Source organism: Plantibacter sp. CFBP 8804 (assembly GCF_014841225.1).
GTDB classification, from domain to species: Bacteria; Actinomycetota; Actinomycetes; order Actinomycetales; family Microbacteriaceae; genus Plantibacter; species Plantibacter auratus.
This window is the reverse complement of sequence record NZ_JACYTU010000001.1, coordinates 439,275-455,935: the sequence shown is the minus strand read 5'-3', so window position 1 is coordinate 455,935 and position 16,661 is coordinate 439,275. Positions and strand designations below refer to the sequence as shown.

Annotated in this window: 15 protein-coding genes and 1 tRNA gene; 6 read left to right on the top strand and 10 right to left on the bottom strand. The window is 70.4% G+C overall.

All coding sequences use genetic code 11. The annotated features are described in order from the left end of the window. Positions 1-12: 12 nt before the first annotated feature. Positions 13-537, bottom strand: coding sequence for a dihydrofolate reductase (locus IFU11_RS02115; protein WP_192018044.1), 525 nt, complete (start codon positions 535-537; stop codon positions 13-15). Further along, entirely contained in the window at positions 534-1,343 is an 810-nt protein-coding gene (locus IFU11_RS02110; RefSeq protein ID WP_192018043.1) for a thymidylate synthase, read from the bottom strand. Before IFU11_RS02110 ends, IFU11_RS02115 begins: the two co-directional genes overlap by 4 nt. A 154-nt stretch (positions 1,344-1,497) precedes the next feature. Here IFU11_RS02110 and IFU11_RS02105 point away from each other — a divergent pair. Next, positions 1,498-1,570 (top strand) — tRNA-Val (locus tag IFU11_RS02105). A gap of 94 nt (positions 1,571-1,664) precedes the next feature. Here IFU11_RS02105 and IFU11_RS02100 read toward each other — a convergent pair. Beyond that, entirely contained in the window at positions 1,665-3,404 is a 1,740-nt protein-coding gene (locus tag IFU11_RS02100; protein ID WP_192018042.1) for a PHP domain-containing protein, read from the bottom strand. A 178-nt stretch (positions 3,405-3,582) separates the two neighbouring features. Here IFU11_RS02100 and IFU11_RS02095 point away from each other — a divergent pair, with 178 nt between their 5' ends. Beyond that, positions 3,583-4,314, top strand: coding sequence for a hypothetical protein (locus IFU11_RS02095; RefSeq protein ID WP_192018041.1), 732 nt, complete (start codon positions 3,583-3,585; stop codon positions 4,312-4,314). Between the two features lie 36 nt (positions 4,315-4,350). Here IFU11_RS02095 and IFU11_RS02090 read toward each other — a convergent pair whose 3' ends face one another. The 5 genes from IFU11_RS02090 to IFU11_RS02070 form a co-directional block, all read right to left on the bottom strand. Next, the gene (locus IFU11_RS02090) at positions 4,351-6,252 is read right to left on the bottom strand and encodes an ABC transporter ATP-binding protein (protein ID WP_192018040.1); all 1,902 of its coding nucleotides are present in this window, start codon (positions 6,250-6,252) and stop codon (positions 4,351-4,353) included. A 139-nt stretch (positions 6,253-6,391) separates the two neighbouring features. Beyond that, positions 6,392-6,616 (bottom strand): hypothetical protein, encoded by a 225-nt coding sequence (locus IFU11_RS02085; protein WP_192018039.1) that lies wholly within the window; start codon positions 6,614-6,616, stop codon positions 6,392-6,394. A 109-nt stretch (positions 6,617-6,725) separates the two neighbouring features. Continuing rightward, positions 6,726-7,778, bottom strand: coding sequence for a FecCD family ABC transporter permease (locus tag IFU11_RS02080; protein ID WP_192018038.1), 1,053 nt, complete (start codon positions 7,776-7,778; stop codon positions 6,726-6,728). Next, the gene (locus IFU11_RS02075) at positions 7,775-8,782 is read right to left on the bottom strand and encodes a FecCD family ABC transporter permease (RefSeq protein WP_192018037.1); all 1,008 of its coding nucleotides are present in this window, start codon (positions 8,780-8,782) and stop codon (positions 7,775-7,777) included. The genes IFU11_RS02080 and IFU11_RS02075 overlap by 4 nt, the downstream gene beginning before the upstream one ends. A gap of 7 nt (positions 8,783-8,789) precedes the next feature. After that, complete coding sequence (locus tag IFU11_RS02070) at positions 8,790-9,857, bottom strand: ABC transporter substrate-binding protein (protein ID WP_192018036.1); 1,068 nt, start codon at positions 9,855-9,857, stop codon at positions 8,790-8,792. Between the two features lie 111 nt (positions 9,858-9,968). Here IFU11_RS02070 and IFU11_RS02065 point away from each other — a divergent pair, with 111 nt between their 5' ends. Both IFU11_RS02065 and IFU11_RS02060 read left to right on the top strand, forming a co-directional pair. Beyond that, positions 9,969-10,787, top strand: a complete 819-nt coding sequence (locus tag IFU11_RS02065; protein ID WP_192018035.1) for a helix-turn-helix domain-containing protein — start codon at positions 9,969-9,971, stop codon at positions 10,785-10,787. A gap of 92 nt (positions 10,788-10,879) precedes the next feature. Beyond that, the gene (locus IFU11_RS02060; protein WP_124769234.1) at positions 10,880-11,206 is read left to right on the top strand and encodes a hypothetical protein; all 327 of its coding nucleotides are present in this window, start codon (positions 10,880-10,882) and stop codon (positions 11,204-11,206) included. 94 nt (positions 11,207-11,300) lie between these two features. Here the strand turns inward: IFU11_RS02060 and IFU11_RS02055 are convergent, their stop codons facing one another. Together IFU11_RS02055 and IFU11_RS02050 are read right to left on the bottom strand one after the other, a co-directional pair. Next, positions 11,301-13,376 (bottom strand): cytochrome c oxidase assembly protein, encoded by a 2,076-nt coding sequence (locus IFU11_RS02055; RefSeq protein ID WP_371742701.1) that lies wholly within the window; start codon positions 13,374-13,376, stop codon positions 11,301-11,303. Positions 13,377-13,621: 245 nt separating this feature from the next. After that, positions 13,622-14,239: a hypothetical protein gene (locus IFU11_RS02050; protein WP_192018034.1), complete on the bottom strand. Its 618-nt coding sequence runs from the start codon at positions 14,237-14,239 to the stop codon at positions 13,622-13,624. A gap of 185 nt (positions 14,240-14,424) precedes the next feature. Here IFU11_RS02050 and IFU11_RS02045 point away from each other — a divergent pair, with 185 nt between their 5' ends. Further along, complete coding sequence (locus IFU11_RS02045; RefSeq protein ID WP_192018033.1) at positions 14,425-15,354, top strand: WcbI family polysaccharide biosynthesis putative acetyltransferase; 930 nt, start codon at positions 14,425-14,427, stop codon at positions 15,352-15,354. Then, on the top strand, positions 15,351-16,661 hold the full coding sequence (locus tag IFU11_RS02040) for a glycosyltransferase family 2 protein (protein WP_371742700.1): 1,311 nt from the start codon (positions 15,351-15,353) through the stop codon (positions 16,659-16,661). Before IFU11_RS02045 ends, IFU11_RS02040 begins: the two co-directional genes overlap by 4 nt.

Sequence of the window (16,661 nt, the reverse complement as noted above, 5' to 3'; positions counted from 1 at the left end):
TCGCCGGGCGTCTCAGCCGGTGATCGTGACCTCGGGTGCGCGCTCGTAGCGGATGAACCGGTACGGGACGCCCGTTCGTGACTCCGACCAACCGTGTGCCGGGTCGATCGTGATCGGCACCCACTCCTCGCCGATGGTCGGTGCGAAGGTGTCGCCCGCGACGTCGAGGTCGAGTTCGGTCACCTCGAGCCGGTCGGCGAGCGCGAGCGCTTCGGTGAAGAGACCCGCGCCGCCGGTGACCCAGGCCTGGCCGTTGCCGGCGAGCTGTGCCGCTTCGAACGCGTCCTCCAGGGAGTGCGCGACGATCGCGCCGTCGGCGGACCACGCGTGATCGCGGGTGACGACGATGTTCGGGCGTCCTGGGAGCGGACGGAACCGCGGGGGGAGTGAATCCCAGGTGCGGCGTCCCATGATCACCGCGTCCGACCCGGTGAGCGCCTTGAAGTGCGCGAGGTCTTCGGGGACGTGCCAGGGCATGTCACCGTCGGCGCCGATGACCCCGTCGTGGGCCTGGGCCCAGATGAGCGCCAGGCTCATACTGCGACGGCCGCTCGGATGGCGGGGTGGTGCTGGTAGTCGACGATCTCGAGGTCGTCGTACTCCACGTCGAAGATGCTGTCGCGCTTCGTGTTGATGCGCAGCTTCGGGTAGGGGAACGGGGCACGCGTGAGCTGCTCCGTCACCTGCTCGAGGTGGTTGTCGTAGATGTGGCAGTCGCCGCCGGTCCACACGAAGTCGCCGACCTCGAGGCCCACCTGCTCGGCGACGAGGTGGGTGAGGAGCGCGTAGCTGGCGATGTTGAAGGGGACGCCGAGGAAGAGGTCTGCGCTGCGCTGGTAGAGCTGGCAGGAGAGCTTGCCGTCGGCGACGTAGAACTGGAAGAAGGCGTGGCAGGGGGCGAGCGCCATGTTGGGGATGTCGGCGACGTTCCAGGCGGAGACGATGATGCGGCGCGAGTTCGGATCGGTGCGCAGCTGGTCGATGACCTGCGAGATCTGGTCGATGTGGGAGCCGTCGGGGGTTGGCCAGGACCGCCACTGCACGCCGTACACGGGGCCGAGTTCGCCCTGGTCGTCGGCCCATTCGTCCCAGATGGAGACGCCGTGCTCCTGCAGCCAGCGGATGTTGCCGTCGCCGCGGAGGAACCACAGGAGTTCGTAGGCGATGGACTTCCAGTGCACCCGCTTGGTGGTGATGAGCGGGAAGCCCTCGGAGAGGTCGAAGCGGAGCTGGCGGCCGAACACACTGCGCGTGCCGGTTCCGGTGCGGTCGCCTTTGGTGGCGCCGTGCTCGAGCGTGTCGCGCAGGAGGTCTTCGTACGGGGTGGGGATCGTCGTATCCATCCCCTCGATCGTACGGCCAGCGACTGTCACCGCGCCCGATCGATCGTCCGGTGTCGCGACGGATGCGCGTGGGCCCGGGTTGTGGAGCGTTCCGGCTCCGACGGGGACTCCGGCTAGACTCGACGAGTCGCATCGGATGGTTCCATCTGATCGCGGGCCTTTAGCTCAGCTGGTAGAGCGCCACGCTTACACCGTGGATGTCGTCGGTTCGATCCCGGCAGGGCCCACTTCAGGAGACGTCCCACGACGGATGAAGCGCCTCTGTCCCCTCCGATGTATGACCTGAAGCACACCGCTGGTCCGGGCAGGCCCGGACCAGTCTCAGCGCACGCTGATGAAGATCGGATTCGTGTACAGCCAGGTGTCGGCCCAGGGGTCGGCTGGGGAGACCGGGTACGGCTGGGGTGCCCGCGGGTCGACCTCGGCGCCGAGTGGACCGACCCCGTGCACCTGGCCGTCGCTGCCGCGAAGGCGGACGTAGCCGTCCTCAGTGGCAGGCTCGAGCGGCACCACCACACGGAACGGGGAGTCGCTGCGGTCGGCGACGTCGAGCATCTCGACGACTCGGGTGCCGGGTGCGCGCTGTTCGTCACGGTCGGCGACGGGCCCGGTGACGCGCCCGCGGATCAGGTCGAGGTGCGCGAGTCTCGGCGTCGTGCCCCGCGAGGTGGGCGTTGTCGTGGGCGTGACGTCGACCACGAGCTCGAGGGCTGTGCCGCTTTCGACGGTGAGGGTCCCACCCAAGGTGACGCCGGTCTCCGGCTGGTCGGTGGCACGGAGCACGACGGAGAGCCCGGCGACGAGGTGCCCGTGGTCGACCCAGACACGGCCGGCGCGGATTGCGTCGAGCAGGGAGACGGACGACCGGTCGACGGCCCCGACGTGCGTCCGACTGAACTCGCCCGGCCAGAAGTCGGCGCCGTTCTGGGGCGTGGCCGTGGCGATCGGGTCCGGCCGACGGCCGGCGCGGTTGAAGTTCGCGAGCGTCGCCCCGGACTCCCAGCCCGGCCCCGTCGGGAAGTCGCCCACGCGTGTCGCGTCGGACTCCTTGAGGTGCAGATCGCTGTTCGTGGTGACCCACCAGCGCCTTCCCTCGCTCAGCAGCGAGTCCCACATGCCGCCGACGACGGCCGTCGTCCAGTCGAAGCCGCCGTGGGTCAGATAGGCCTCCGCGGGGTAACCGGGGAACGAGAACTCGCTGGGGGTGTTCTCGTACTCGCCACGCCGTGAGCGTTCGGTCGCGTTCGCGGCGATCGCTCCGGCTTGGGCGCCGGGAGCGCCCTCCATGCCGACGAACACCTCGGGGTCGGCGTCCTGCCAGGCACGGAGCTCGCCGGGCGAGTCGATGCCGAGGCGGCTCGGGTGGTTCGCCAGGACGATCACGTCGTCGATGACGCCGGCACGCTTCTGGGCGCCGAGCCAGGCTATGCCGTCGGTCGCGTGCACGAGCCACTCGGCGGCGTCTTCGGTGCCGGGGCGCGGTTTCTCCCAACCGTTGAGCTTGCCGTCGTGGTCGAGCTCGAAGCGGCGCAGCACGAGGGTCGTCTGGGGCCCGGGCGCGATCAGCACGGTCGCGTGCTCGGCTCCCGGGATGTACCACTCGAGCCCCTGGAGCACGAGCATGTCGGGCCGCGCCGCCCGCGCGGTGTCGATCTCGCGTGCCGCGTTGAACACCCCGCCGACGTTGGCATGTCCCTTGTTGCTGTGTTCCGTGAAGGCGATCGCGTCGACCGCGAAGCGCTGCGCCTGGTCGAGGATCGTCGTCATCGGGTACTTGGCGTCGTGCGAGTAGACCGAGTGCACGTGGTGGTCGAACACGAGCCAGGAGAGCGCGTCCGGGTCGACGACTGCCGACGCGGACGGCAGCGGCGCGGCCTGGGCAGAGGCCGCGCTCCCGAGCCCCTGGGCGGTCGCTCCCACGGCGACCGTCGCAGCGACGGAGGCCCCCAGGAAGGACCGGCGGGAGAGGCCGTACCGGGCCGATGCGCCCCGCTTCTCCTCGGGCACGGACGATGCGCCACCGGTTGGCGCGGGCTGCTCGGGGCGGGGATCGAAGGGCATGGCATCACTTTCATCGGACGGACGCGCCGATCGTAGGTAGCGGAGGTGAACCTCGGCCCAACGGCCGGTGCCGTGGGGGACGCCCGGCGTTCACGACCCATTCACCTGCGTGGGCGATAGTCCTGGCGTCGCCGGGTATCCCCGTCCCGGAGGCCCACCGCACCCACCAAAGGTCCCGATGTCTTCCACTGTCCCCGTCATCCGCCGTTCTCCGTTCCGTGCCGCAGGGCGCGCCCTGCTCGTCACGGCAGCGCTCAGCGCCAGCGCGGTGCTCTGCCTCGTCGGCGCCGGTGCTGCTGTCGCCGCCTCGGCGCCGGCACCGCTCACGCTGCGCGACACCACCGGCGCCGCGGTCACGTCAGGTGACGCGCGCGCCGTCCCGTCGTTCGGCTCCGCGGTGCTCGCCGCGGGCTGCCCCGCCGATGCGGATGACGCCGCCCGCCTCTCCGTGACGGCGGGAGGGGTCACCGTCGTCACGTCTTCGACCGTCACGGTGGCCGCCGGGCAGCCGGTCGAGGTGCCGATGGCCATCTCGTTCCAGGAGGTCGTGGACGGCGGCGTCGAACAGGGCGACGCGACCCTCGCGCTCGAGTGCCTCGTCCTCGAGTCGGGCATCCCGTCGTCAGTGGTCACGGCGGCGACCCTGCCCGTCACGTTCGCCGCGGGAACCTGGTCGGTGCCCGGCGCTCAGGTCGAGCCGGTTCCTCCGACGGTCACGCCGACCGCGGCCCCACCCTCGGGAGGTTCTGGAGCAGGGGCGATCGCGTCGCCGGGCCCCTCGGCCACAGCGCGACCCTCCGCTGACGGAGACCTGGCGCTGACGGGCTGGCAGCTCGGCGGGGCCGGCGTCGTCGCCGCCGGCCTGCTCGCGGGCGGAGCCGCCCTGCTCTTGCGCAGGCGTCTCCGGTAACCCATCGGCCCGGAGGCTGCGAGGGGGCGACCGCGGTCAGGTCCCGCTCGGTGTCTCCTCCGCCGCTGCCAGGTTCTTCTGGACGGCGAACTGCGTCCGGTGCAACTCTTCGTACCGCCCGCCGGAAGCCAGCAGCTCCTCGTGCGTGCCCCGCTCCACGATCGAGCCGTCCTCGACCACGAGGATCAGGTCCGCACTGCGGATGGTCGAAAGCCGGTGCGCGATGACCATCGCCGTCCGGCCCTCGAGCGCCTCGCTGAGCGCCGCCTGCACCGCGGCCTCCGAGGTCGAGTCCAGCGCCGCTGTCGCCTCATCGAGGATGACGACGCGCGGCTGGGCGAGGAGCAGCCGCGCGATGGTCATCCGTTGGCGCTCACCACCGGAGAGTCGGTAGCCACGCTCGCCCACCATGGTGTCCAGCTGGTCCGGCAGGGACCGGATGAGCGGTTCGAGCCGCGCGCGGCGGACGGCGTCCCACACCTCGTCCTCGGACGCCTCCGGACGCGCGAGGCGCAGATTGGAGCGGATGGTCTCATGGAACAGGTGACCGTCCTGCGTCACCATGCCCAGGGTGTGCCGCATGGAGGCGAAGGCGACATCGCGGACGTCCGTCCCCGCGAGACGCACGGCGCCCTCATCGACGTCATACAGCCGCGACAGCAGCTGCGCGATCGTGGACTTCCCCGCTCCTGACGAGCCGACGAGGGCGACGGTCTGCCCCGGCTCGATCCGGAAGGAGACGCCGTGCAGCACCTCCTCGCCGCCGCGGGTGTCCAGCGTCGAAACCTCTTCCAGGGAGGCGAGGGACACCTTGTCCGCGGACGGGTAGGCGAAGTGGACGTCGTCGAACTCGACGGACACCGGACCATTGGCGACGGTGACGGCGTCGGGCTTCTCCTGGATGAGCGGTTCGAGGTCGAGCACCTCGAAGACGCGCTCGAAGCTGACCACCGCGCTCATGATCTCCACCCGGGCGTTCGCGAGGCCGGTCAGCGGCGCGTAGAGGCGGGTGAGGAGGAGCGCCAGGGTGACCACCTCACCGGTGTCCAGCTGCCCGGCGAGTGCGAGGAAACCGCCGAGGCCGTACACGAGGGCGAGCGCGAGGGCGGAGACGAGCATCAGCGCGGTGAAGAAGACGAACTGCAGCATCGCCGTCCGGACGCCGATGTCGCGGACGCGAGCGGCGCGGACGCGGAACTCCTCAGCCTCCTGATCCGGTCGGCCGAACAGTTTGACGAGCGTGGCGCCGGGCGCTGAGAAGCGCTCGGTCATCTGGGTGCTCATGGCCGAGTTGTGGTCGGCGGCTTCACGACGCAGCGCGGCGAGGCGGCTACCCATGCGGCGCGCGGGTACCAGGAAAATGGGGAGCATCACCACGGCGAGGACCGTCACCAGCCAGGATGTGCTGAGCATGACGATCAGCGTGAGGATGAGGGCCACGAGGTTCGTGATCACGCCGGACAGCGTGCCGCTGAAGGCCTGCTGCGCGCCGATCACGTCGTTGTTGAGGCGGCTCACGAGCGCGCCCGTCCGGGTTCGGGTGAAGAACGCGATCGGCATCTGCTGCACGTGGTTGAAGACGGCGGTGCGGAGGTCCAGGATCACGCCTTCGCCGATCCGCGCCGAGTACCATCGCGTCAGCAGCGACACGGCGGCGTCCGCCACGGCCACGAGGGCGATGACGACCGCGAGGCGGACGATCGTGGCCACCTCGCCCCGGGCGACGATGACGTCGACCACCTGGCCGGCGAGCACCGGGGTCGCGACCGCGAGGAACGCTCCCGCGACGGAGAGGGCGATGAAGACCAGCAACTTGGACCGGTAGGGCACCGCGAACGTCATGATGCGCCGCACGGACTCACGGGAGATGCCGTGCTTGCCGTCCTTGGCGGTCGAGATCTTGTACAGCGAGCTCCAGGCCGCGCTCTCCATGCTCATTGCGATTCCTCACGCCCCGCTGCGCATGAGCGCGTCCCTGACCCCGGTCACGACCCGGGTGGCGACGCGAACGCAGACCTGCGCGAGCGTATCAGCCTCGCCGTTCCCGACCTGAACGCTCTGGCGGCCGCGGATCTCGTCAGCGTTCGGACCGCAGGGCCGTCCACATCACGACGAAGGCGGCGGCGATGCCGAGCACGCTTCCGGCGAGCCCGACGATCATGGCGGGATGGCCGGTGTCTCCGAGGCCGATCGAGCACGCGACGACACCGATGCCGGACGCCATCAGCGCGACGAAGCTGAAGGCGGCGAGGATGAAGCGCTTCGTGGTTCGGGTGGGATCGGGGGCGGGAGGGAGCGACATCGTGCCTCGTTTCCGCCGTCGCGTGGGCTGCGTCGGCTCTTCGGCATCAGGCTAGAGGGCCGCCGATCGATGCGGTGAGGGGGTATCCCCGGTCCTCACGACAGAACGGTCACGAGCGCCTGCGGATCTCGTGGACGAGGAGCCAGACGAGGTAGCCGCCACCCACGATCACGGTGACGACCCCCACCGGCAGCGACGTCGGCAACAGGTGCTGCGCGACGATGTCGGATGCCAGCAGCATGAGCGCACCGAGGAGGGCGGACGGCACCAGTGCGATGCCGGCGGTGCGGGTGATCCGCTGCGCGATCTGCGGGGCGGCGAGGGCGACGAACGCGATGGGTCCGGCCGCGCCCGTGACGACAGCCGTGAGCGCGACGGCGCACGCCACGAGACCGAGCCGCGAACGTTCGACCCGCGATCCGAGCGCCTTCGCTGCGTCATCGCCGAGCTCGAGCTGGCGGAGCGAACCACCGAGCGGACCGAGGGCGATGGCGACGGCCATGATCACGGCTGCGGCGGGGAGGAGTTGCGCCCAACCCACGCTGTTCAGCGAGCCGGCACCCCACACGGTGGCGAGCATCGCGACTTCGAGCTTCGCCCTGAGTACAAGGTAGGAGCTGAGCGCTTCGAGCATGGCGGAGATGCCGATGCCCACGACGATGAGCCGGAAGCCCTGGACGCCTCGACGGTAGCTGAGGAGGTAGACCAGCGCCGTGGCGATCAGCCCGCCACCGATGGCACCGCCCGCGACAACGGCCGAGCCGGCGCCCGCGCCGATCACGATGATCACGATGAGACCGCCCGCGTACGATCCCGCGGTGAGCCCGATGATGTCGGGGCTCGCGAGTGGGTTGCGGGTGAGGGACTGGAAGATCGCGCCGGAGAGTCCGAGGGCCCCTCCGAAGAGCAGCGCGGCGAGGACCCGCGGGAGGCGCCACTCGAGCACCACCGTCTGCACCAGACCGCCTGGCCCGCCGAGGAACGCCGACGCCACCTCGTCGACCGACAGTGGCAGGTCGCCGAGACACAACGCGAGCAGCGCCAGGGTGAAGAGGACCGCGCAGAACACGCCGCACACGACGATCGTGCGCAGCCGGACGCGGACGGAGAGGGATCGCCGACGCCACACGACCGTGCGCGGTCCCGTCTCGACGCCGGTCACAGTGCGCTCGCCTTCGCGCGCCGCACGAGGTGGATCAGCACGGGCGCGCCGATGAACGCGGTGACGATCCCGACCGGGACGTCACTCGGCCAGAGGATCACGCGACCGATCACGTCGGACGTGAGCAGCACGGCCGGCGCTATCAGGATCGAATACGCCACGATCCACCGCTGGTCGGGACCGACGATCCACCGCGCGATGTGGGGCACCATCAGGCCGACGAAGCCGACCGGCCCGGCGATCGCGGTCGCCGCACCAGCCAGCAGGGTGATCGCGACGACGGCGAGCACGCGGGTGCTCACGAGGCGAGTACCGAGTGAGGAGGCGAGATCGTCGCCCAGCGCCAGGGCGTTCAGCGATCGCGCGCTGAACAGCGCGATGACGACGCCCGCGACGACGAAGGGGAGTGCGGGCAGGATGACGTCGAAGCCGCGCTCCACGAAGGACCCGGCGTTCCAGCCGCGGAGCTGCCTGAAGGCGACCGGATCGAGGAGCATCATGGCGGTCGTGATGCCGCTGAGCACCGCTGCCAGGGCGACGCCGGCGAGGGTCAGCCGGACCGGATCCGCGCCACCACGTCCTGCCGAGCCGATCACGTAGACGAGTGCCGTCACGACCAGGGCTCCCAGGAACGCGAACGGCAGGTACTGCACGGGCGTGCGAGCGCCGAACAGGACACCGATCGCGACGAAGAGTGCCGCGCCCGCGTCGACGCCGAGGATACCTGGATCACCGAGGGGATTGCGGGTGAGGCCCTGGATCAGGGCGCCGGAGACGCCCAGCCCGACGCCGACGACGAGTCCTGCCACGGTGCGGGGGATCCGCAGATCGAGGACGACCAGATCGGTGACGGAGCCATCGGGCCTCGTGAGTGTCCGCCAGACGTCCGTCGGGCCCACGGGGTGGGACCCGACGAGGACGCTGAGCAGGACCGCGGTCGCGAGTGCCGCGACCGCGATCCCGAGCCCCAGCGAACGGCGCCCGCGAGGGGTGCGCGAGGTCACCGACGGGTCAGCCGTCGACGCTCTGCGGAGCTGTGCCGGCGACGGCGTCCACCAGGCGCGGCACCAGCTGCTCGAGGACGTACTTCTGGCTGAGTGGGGTGAGGAAGTAGATCGCGCCGGCGAGCTCGCCGTCGGTGAAGACCGCTCGCCCGCCGGTCACGGCGTCGAGGCTCGAGGTGGTGCCGAAGCCCAGCACCTCCTGGACGGCATCCGCGGACTCCGTGGCGAAGACGATCACGTCCGCGTCGATGACACCGACGTTCTCCGCGGCGATCTGCGCCTGTCCGCCCTCGCTCGGGACGTACTGCTGCAGCCCGGGCGTGATCGTGAACCCGAGATCCGTCAGGAAGTCGGTGTTGAGGCCGTCGGGGTAGACCCACAGGTTGCCGTCCCACGGCCCACCCTGCGAGAAGGTCGCCGTGAGGCCCGCGAACTCCGGGTGCGCTGCCGCCGCCGCAGCGTAGGCCTCGTCGACGCCGGTGATGAGCGCCTCGCCTTCCGCCGACCGACCCACGGCTTTGGAGACCATCATGGTCTGGTCCCGCCAGTCCGCGAAGTAGAGCCCAGCGCCCTCCTCATTGGTCACGGTCGGCGCGATCTCCGCGAGCTTCCCGTAGTTCTCCTCGGTCATGCCGGCGTTCGTCCCGATGATCAGGTCCGGCCGCAGTGACGCGATCTTCTCGTACTCGAACCCGTCGGTCGTGGTGAGGACGGTCGGCTCGGCATCGCCCAGGAGATCCGTCGCCCACGGCCACACCGCATACGGCTGCTCGCCGTACCACTCCGTCGTCGCGATCGGTGTGACACCGAGTTCGAGGAGGATGTCCTGCTCGGTCAGACCGACCACGACGATCCGCTGCGGCTCCGACGGGATCACCGTCTCGCCGTACTCGTGCTCGATCGTCACCGGGAACGAGTCGCTCGGCTCGGTCGTGTAGTTCGGGTTCTCGGCGGTGGTCGACGCGGCGCTCGAGCAGGCGGAGAGCGCGACACCGACGAGGGCGAGCGCGCTCACCGCGGCAAGCAGACGAGCGGTCCTCGCGCTCGGGGCGCGGTAGTGCTTCGGGACGATCATGGGGTCCTTCATCGGTTCGGCTGGCGGGATGACGACAGTCAGGTTAGCCTTGCCTAATCGCTTCGCGCTATCGCGCTGAGTGGACAGGACTTGTCGAATGGAGACAGCTGGATGTCTGGTCGCGATCACTCGGACGGCGGAATCAAGCTCCTCGGCCCGCTGGATGACGCCGAAGGGACATCGGGGGAGTTCCGGGTTTCCCGCTCGCGGGTCGACGCGACGACACGGTTCGATGAGCACTCCCACCGCGAGGACCAACTCGCGTGGATGAGTTCCGGCGCGATGGAGGTGTCGGTCCCCGGCGATCGACGGCGACTGCGGCGAGAGCACCTCGCATGGATCCCCGCGGGGATGGTGCACGAAATGAGCTTCAGCGAGCCCGGCGAGCTCATCAGCGTCTACGCCGACCCGGAACTGCGCCCCCAGGGCGGCCGGTGGAACGGTGCACGGACCGTCCGGGTCGACGAGCTGTCGGCAGCGCTGCTGGCCCACCTGCTCGACGCCGACCCGACCGGGCGCCGGCGATGGCGATGCTGGTCGCTCCTGATCGACTTGCTGTCGGCGGCGGCTCGCGACGATGAGGCGTTGGCCATGCCCCGTGAACCGCGCGCGCGTGCCATCGCGTCGGCCCTGATGGCCGACCCCGCCGACCCGCGTGGGCTCGACGATTGGGCCTCGGCGGCGGGCGTCAGCTCGAAGACGATCGGCCGGGCGTTCGTGGACGGCACGGGATGCACCTTCCGCGAATGGCGGGTCCGCGTGCGCCTGCATGCTGCCGCGGGCATGCTCGGACGGGGTGTCGCCGTACAGGATGTCGCACCCGCGGTCGGCTACGAGTCGGTGAGCAGCTTCATCGGGGCGTTCCGGGCCCGGTTCTCCATGACCCCCGCCGTCTACGCCGCGAGGAGCCGGTCGGCGGAGGTCGTCTGATCCGAAGACGGGTGCGGCTTCAGGCGACCTGGGGAGAGCGACCGTCTCCGTTGGTCTGGCCGACGCCTCGGCTTCCGCTCTAGGGTGGCCGTATGGCCCACCCGCACGCACGGCGGGCGACCACTCGGACACGTCTCGTCCTCCGGGTGATCGCCGGTGTCGTCGCCGCCGCGGCCGCGATCGTGTTCCTGCTGGCGATCTGGATGGTGGTGTCGAGCCGGTTCGGCTGGGACGACCGCGACCTCCACGGGTACAGCCTGCTCTTTGGAACCCCGATCGCACTCTTCGCCGGGCTGGTCGTGGCGGTCTCGCTGCCGCTGGCTGTGCCGCCGGAGCACCGGAGCCGTACGCGGGCCGTGACCCTGGGAGTGCTTGCGGCGACCGTCGTGCTGCTCGTCATCGCGGTCGTCACCGCCTGAATCCGCCCAGCGCGACCCCTCTCGACGGCGTCTCAGCGATCAACCGGCTCCGGGGGTGGGCCGTCGGCGTCGCGTCGGGTCAGTGCGCGTGTGGTCACGGGTGGTCCTTTCGAGAGGCATGGTCGTGGTCGTTGATGCGTGCGAGGCGGGCGTTGTAGTCGGTGAGTTCCGCGTCCCCGTCGCGTTCTGCTCGGCGGTCGTAGCGTTTCGCGGCACGTTCGTCACTCCGCACCCACTGCGAGACGACGATGAGAGCGACCAGGACGGCGGGGATCTCGCCGACGCTCCACGCGATGCCGCCGCCGACCGCTTGATCGGCGAGGAGCGCTGCGGTGTTCGTGTATCCGAGGGCGGTCCACCACCCTTCGGCGAGTACGGTGGCGCTCGACATGATCGCGAGTCCGAAGAAGGCGTGGAAAGCGAGGGTCGCGAGCAGCAGGATGATCCGGAACGGGTAGGCCGTGCGGTTCGGGCCCGGGTCGATGCCGATGAGGACCCAGAAGAACAGGTACCCGGTGGCGAGGAAGTGCACCGTCATCAGGATGTGACCCTGGTGGGCGAGCATCGCCCATTCGAACCAACCGGTGTAGTAGAACACCACCAGACTCCCGGCGAAGAGCACTCCTGCGACGGCCGGTTTCGACAGCAGCCGCAGGTACCGCGAATGCACGACGGCGAGGATCCACTCCCGGAGGCCTCGGCCTCCGTCGGTGCGACTGGGCAGGGTTCGCAGTGCGAGGAGGATCGGGCCGCCCAGGACGAGCAGCGGCGGCACGATCATCATGAGCGCCATGTGCTGCAGCATGTGCGTGCTGAAGTGGATCTGCCCATACACGGCGAGGCCACCGCTGGTCGCGTACAACAGCGCCGCGCAGCCGGCCAGCCAAGCGATCAGGCGGACCACGGGCCAGGCGTCGCCGCGGCGCCGGAGCGTACGGAACGCCCACAGGTACCAGGCCGCACCGACCACGGCGAGGCCGGCCCACATCCAGTCGACGTGCCACTCGGTGAACATCCGCAGTGGCGTCACCTCCGGCGGGTAGGCGAACCCGAGGAGCCGGCGGCGGACGTCGTCGGCGACCGGCTCCTGCGACACCGGCGGTTGGCTGCGCGACAACGCGACCGAGACGCCCATCGTGACCGCCATGACGACGACCTCGACGACAGCGAGCCGGATGAACGTCGACCGCTTCCCGGGTTCGGCCTGCAGCCGGGGGATGAGCCGGAGCCGGTGCCACACGCCGGCGAGTCCGAGCAGCACGAGCGCGACGGTCTTCGCGACCAGGAGCAGCCCATACGGGGTGAGGAGGTCCGTCGGGCCTGCGAGTCGCAGCGAGGCGTTCACGACGCCCGAGAAGGCCACCGCACCGAACGCCCAACCGGCGAGCACCGAGTAGCGTGCGACGACCGCGCCGATCTGATCACCGATCTTCCGACGGAGCAGGATCACGGCCACGAGACCGCCGACCCAGGCGGTGACGCCGATCAGGTGGATCGCGAGCGAGTTGACCGCGTTGCCGTGCTCGTCGGAGCCTGCAGCATGACCAGACAGGGACAGCGGAAGCAGTGCGAAGACGGCGATCGCGTTCGCGGCGGCGATCCACGCCAGACGGCGGGCGAGGAGCACGATGCAGAACACCACCAGCACGCACGCGAGCGAGCACACCAGGGTCTGCCCGAGTTCCAACTGCGTCGCGTAGAACACGAAGGTCTTCGCGAACGTCGGCGAGGACACCGGCACACCGATGGAGTTCGCCGCGGTGAACACCAGCACTGCGATTCCCGCCGCGAGCCAGACGGAGGCCGCCCAGGCCGCCCAGCGGATCGCCTTCGACTGCGAGAACGACACGACACCCGGGAGGATCCGCTGCCCTGGCAGCAGGAAGGTCGCAGCGATGAGCAGGCCGATCGTGACCGACGCTGCCGCATCGTGGACGACCCTCGCGACCGGCAGACCGCGAGTGACGATCACCCCCGGATCCGACAGCAGCGTGCCGGTCGTGAACGCACCCGTGAACTGCAGCGCGGAGAGCGCCACGACGACCGCCACCGGCACCGCGGCCAGCATGACGGCTTCAGGTGCACGGATCGGCACCAGGACGGGAGACGGGCCTCGCTGACTACTCGGATCGGCTTCGGGAGCGTTCGACGGAATGGGTGTTTCTGCCACAGGAGGTGGCTCCTTCCCCGCGGGCTCGAGTGGACGAACCCTGCGGCACAGCTCACCCGGCGAGCCCGCGATCGGGCCCGAACGGGCGCCGGGGCAGGACCGAGCGGCGGAAATGGTGGCACTCCGCCGGTGCACGGCGCATCGAGACGACGCTGGTTCGAGCGTCGTCGTCGAGGAAGCGTCCTATGCGCACGCAGCGGTGACCGTCGACCGAGCGTGCAGCTCGGCGAGGTCGTGCCGTGATCTCAGAGGAAGGACAGCGCCGGAGGCCCGCGCAAGGCGGTCGTCTCCGGATACACACCGAGTGGGCGCAGGATCGGTACATCGCGCTGCGGCAGCACCCGTGCCGGCAGCACCGGCGACGCCAGGGCCGCGAGGATCGCGGGCACCAGCCGTGCGAGGACGAACTCCGTGATGGCTCCGGCCGTCGACAGCAGCGTCTCTGCTCGGTGGAGCACGGCGATGGTCACGAGGCCGGCGACGAGGTGGGCGAACCACATGCCGACACCGGCGTGCCCGTCGTGCATCATCGGCATCGACGACGTGTCGAGGATCACCGGTGATCCGTGGGAGAGGTGTCCGCTCGGCGTCGCCGTCGAGGTGGTGCCCTGGGCGGTGCCGAGGACGAAGAGCGTGTGGAACAGGACCTGACTCACCGCGACGGAGACGGACAGACGGACGATCGACAGCCGTCTGCCTGCGAGCAGGACGCAGACGACGGTCGAGAACACGAGTGGCACGACGACACCGAGGACGCCGGGCATCGAGCCGCCGCCGGCGACGTGCGACAGGAGTGCGACGAAGGTCGAGAACGCCGCGGCGACCACACCACGAAGGGTGCGGGTCGAGCGGGCGGACGACATGTGCCCATTCTTGCAGACCGTCACCACCGTCATGAGGCCGCGCCGTGCCGCCAGGCGAGCAGCGCCACCCCGATCGAGCGCGGTGCAGGCCCGCATGCTCGGCGCTGATGGCAGACCCCGGCGTCCCGGCGCAACCCCGATGTGGCAGGACCACGCCACGCACGGCGACGGTATACCGTCGACGCATGAGCCACACCCTGGAACCGGGCACGACCGCTGCGCCCGCCGGGTCGCCGGTGGAGGCACGCCGCAGGCACTACGCGGAGTTCTACGGCCTCGCTCCGTTACCGACGGAGTTCGGGGTGGTGCTCGGCAACTGCCAGGCTGAATCCCTGCGCACCGTCATGGATGCACCGGACCGCCGGTTCGTGCGCGTGCCGGCCGTGCACGAGATGACCGCCGAGGACGCGCGACGGTTGCACGACGTCGTCGGCGCCGCGCACACGGTCGTATCGCAGCCGGTGCGTGACGATTACCACGATCTGCCGCTCGGCACGCGTCAGGTGGCAGCCTCCACGAGCGGCCGCGTGCTCACGGTGACGCCGGTGCGCTTCGGGGGCTTGCATCCGTTCCAGGCCGCCGTCCGGGTCCCCGGCGTCGAGGAGAACCCGCCGATCGTGGCGTACCACGACGTCCGGACGCTCGCGGCCGCCGCAGGCCTCCCCGTCGCGTCTGCGCTCCAGCCGGACGCCGTGCGCGCGATCGGCCGCGCCTCCGTCGAGGAACTGCGGAGACGCGAGGCCGCGACCGACGTGCCGGTCTCCGACCTCTTCGACTCGGTCACCGCCGACCACGCGCGCACCGTCAACCACCCGGGGAACGCGATCTGGCTGCCGCTCGGCGCCCGCATCCTCGAAACCCTGGGGGCCCCTGGTGGCGTCACCGACCCCGGACGCCCTTTGCTCAACGCGGTGCGCGCCCCCATCGCACCAGAGGTCGTCGACGCCTGGTCGTTGACGGACGAGCCCCGCGACCACTGGATCCTCGAGGGCGTCGAGGTCGACGACGCCGAGGTGCGCGCCGCCCACACCGATTGGTATGCGTCCCACCCCGAGTTCGTCGTCGCTGCCGTCGACCGGCTCGCGGCCCTGCTCTCCGTGTGGCGCAACGCGTGAGCGGGAGTGCGCAGCCGTGGGTCGTCGGCAACCGGTGGGACACGCTCGACGACGTCCATCCTGATCCGCTGCCACGCGTCTCGGTGATCGTCGCGCACTACGACCAGCCCGGTGAGCTGCTCCGGACCCTGCACGCCCTCGCCGCGCAGGACTACCCGCGTCACCTCCTGGAGGTGATCGTCGCCGACGACGGATCCCCGGGTGACGTGTCGGTTCCGGACGACGTGATCCTCGTCCGGCAGGAGGACCAGGGGTTCCGGCTTGCCGCCGTCCGCAACCTGGGCGTGCGGGCGAGCAGCGGCGAGGTGTTGTGCTTCCTCGATGCCGACACTGTCCCCGAGCCGGGGTACGTGCGCGCGCTCACGCGGCTGCCCGCCCTGCTGCCCGAGGCGGTCACGGTGGGGCGGCGTCGCCACGCCGATTTCGCCGGGGTCGCCCCGGATACACCGGTCGTCGAGGCGGCCGCCGGCCGTGAGCTCGCCGAACCGGCGTGGCTCGCCGAGGAGTACGCGCGCAGTCGGCATCTGCGCGACGCGGACGACCGCTCCTATCGATTCATGATCGGCGCGGTCCTCGCATGCTCGCGGAGCATGTTCGACGAGGTCGGCGGATTCGACGAGTCCTTCACCTCCTACGGTGGGGAGGACTGGGAGTGGGCGCACCGCATGTGGCAGGCGGGAGCGGTCCTCGCCCATGTCCCGACCGCGGTGGCCTGGCACGACGGCCCCGAGTGGGCCGAGCGCGACGGCTCAGGCATGCAACGCGCGAACGCCCAGACCTTGCGGCTCCTGTCGTCGATCCCGGTGTCGGGGTCCGCGCCGCGGGCGTTGTGGTCGGACGCGGTCGATCTCATGGTGCGGTTGCGGGGAGTCCACACGGCGGCCGCTCGGTTCGTTGCGGCGGACTCGCTGTTCACCGCCTTCCCGCGGGCTCGGTTCGTCCTCGAGGACGGCGGAGCTGAGGAGCTCAGGGCAGACCCGCGCGTCCTGGGTGAAGTAGCCGGAGTCGACGCCCGAGTGACGTGGGAGCTCGACCGTCCGGTCGTGATCCTCGACCCGACGTGGATCGTCGATCTCGTCGCGCGCCTCGGCACCGGAGACGTGGGCACCGTCGAGCTCGTCGACCCGGACGGCGCGTTGCTCGGCCGCGTGCGATCCCGGCGGGCCGCGCGGCGTGAGGAACGCTGGGGCAGTCCCGATGCCTTCGAGACGCAGCAGCTCGTCGCCGACGGCGTCCACCAGCTCCGGCCTGATCCCCGGGTGGCGGCCTGGGTCGGCGGCTGGGGCGGACCCTCATCGTTCTGTTGA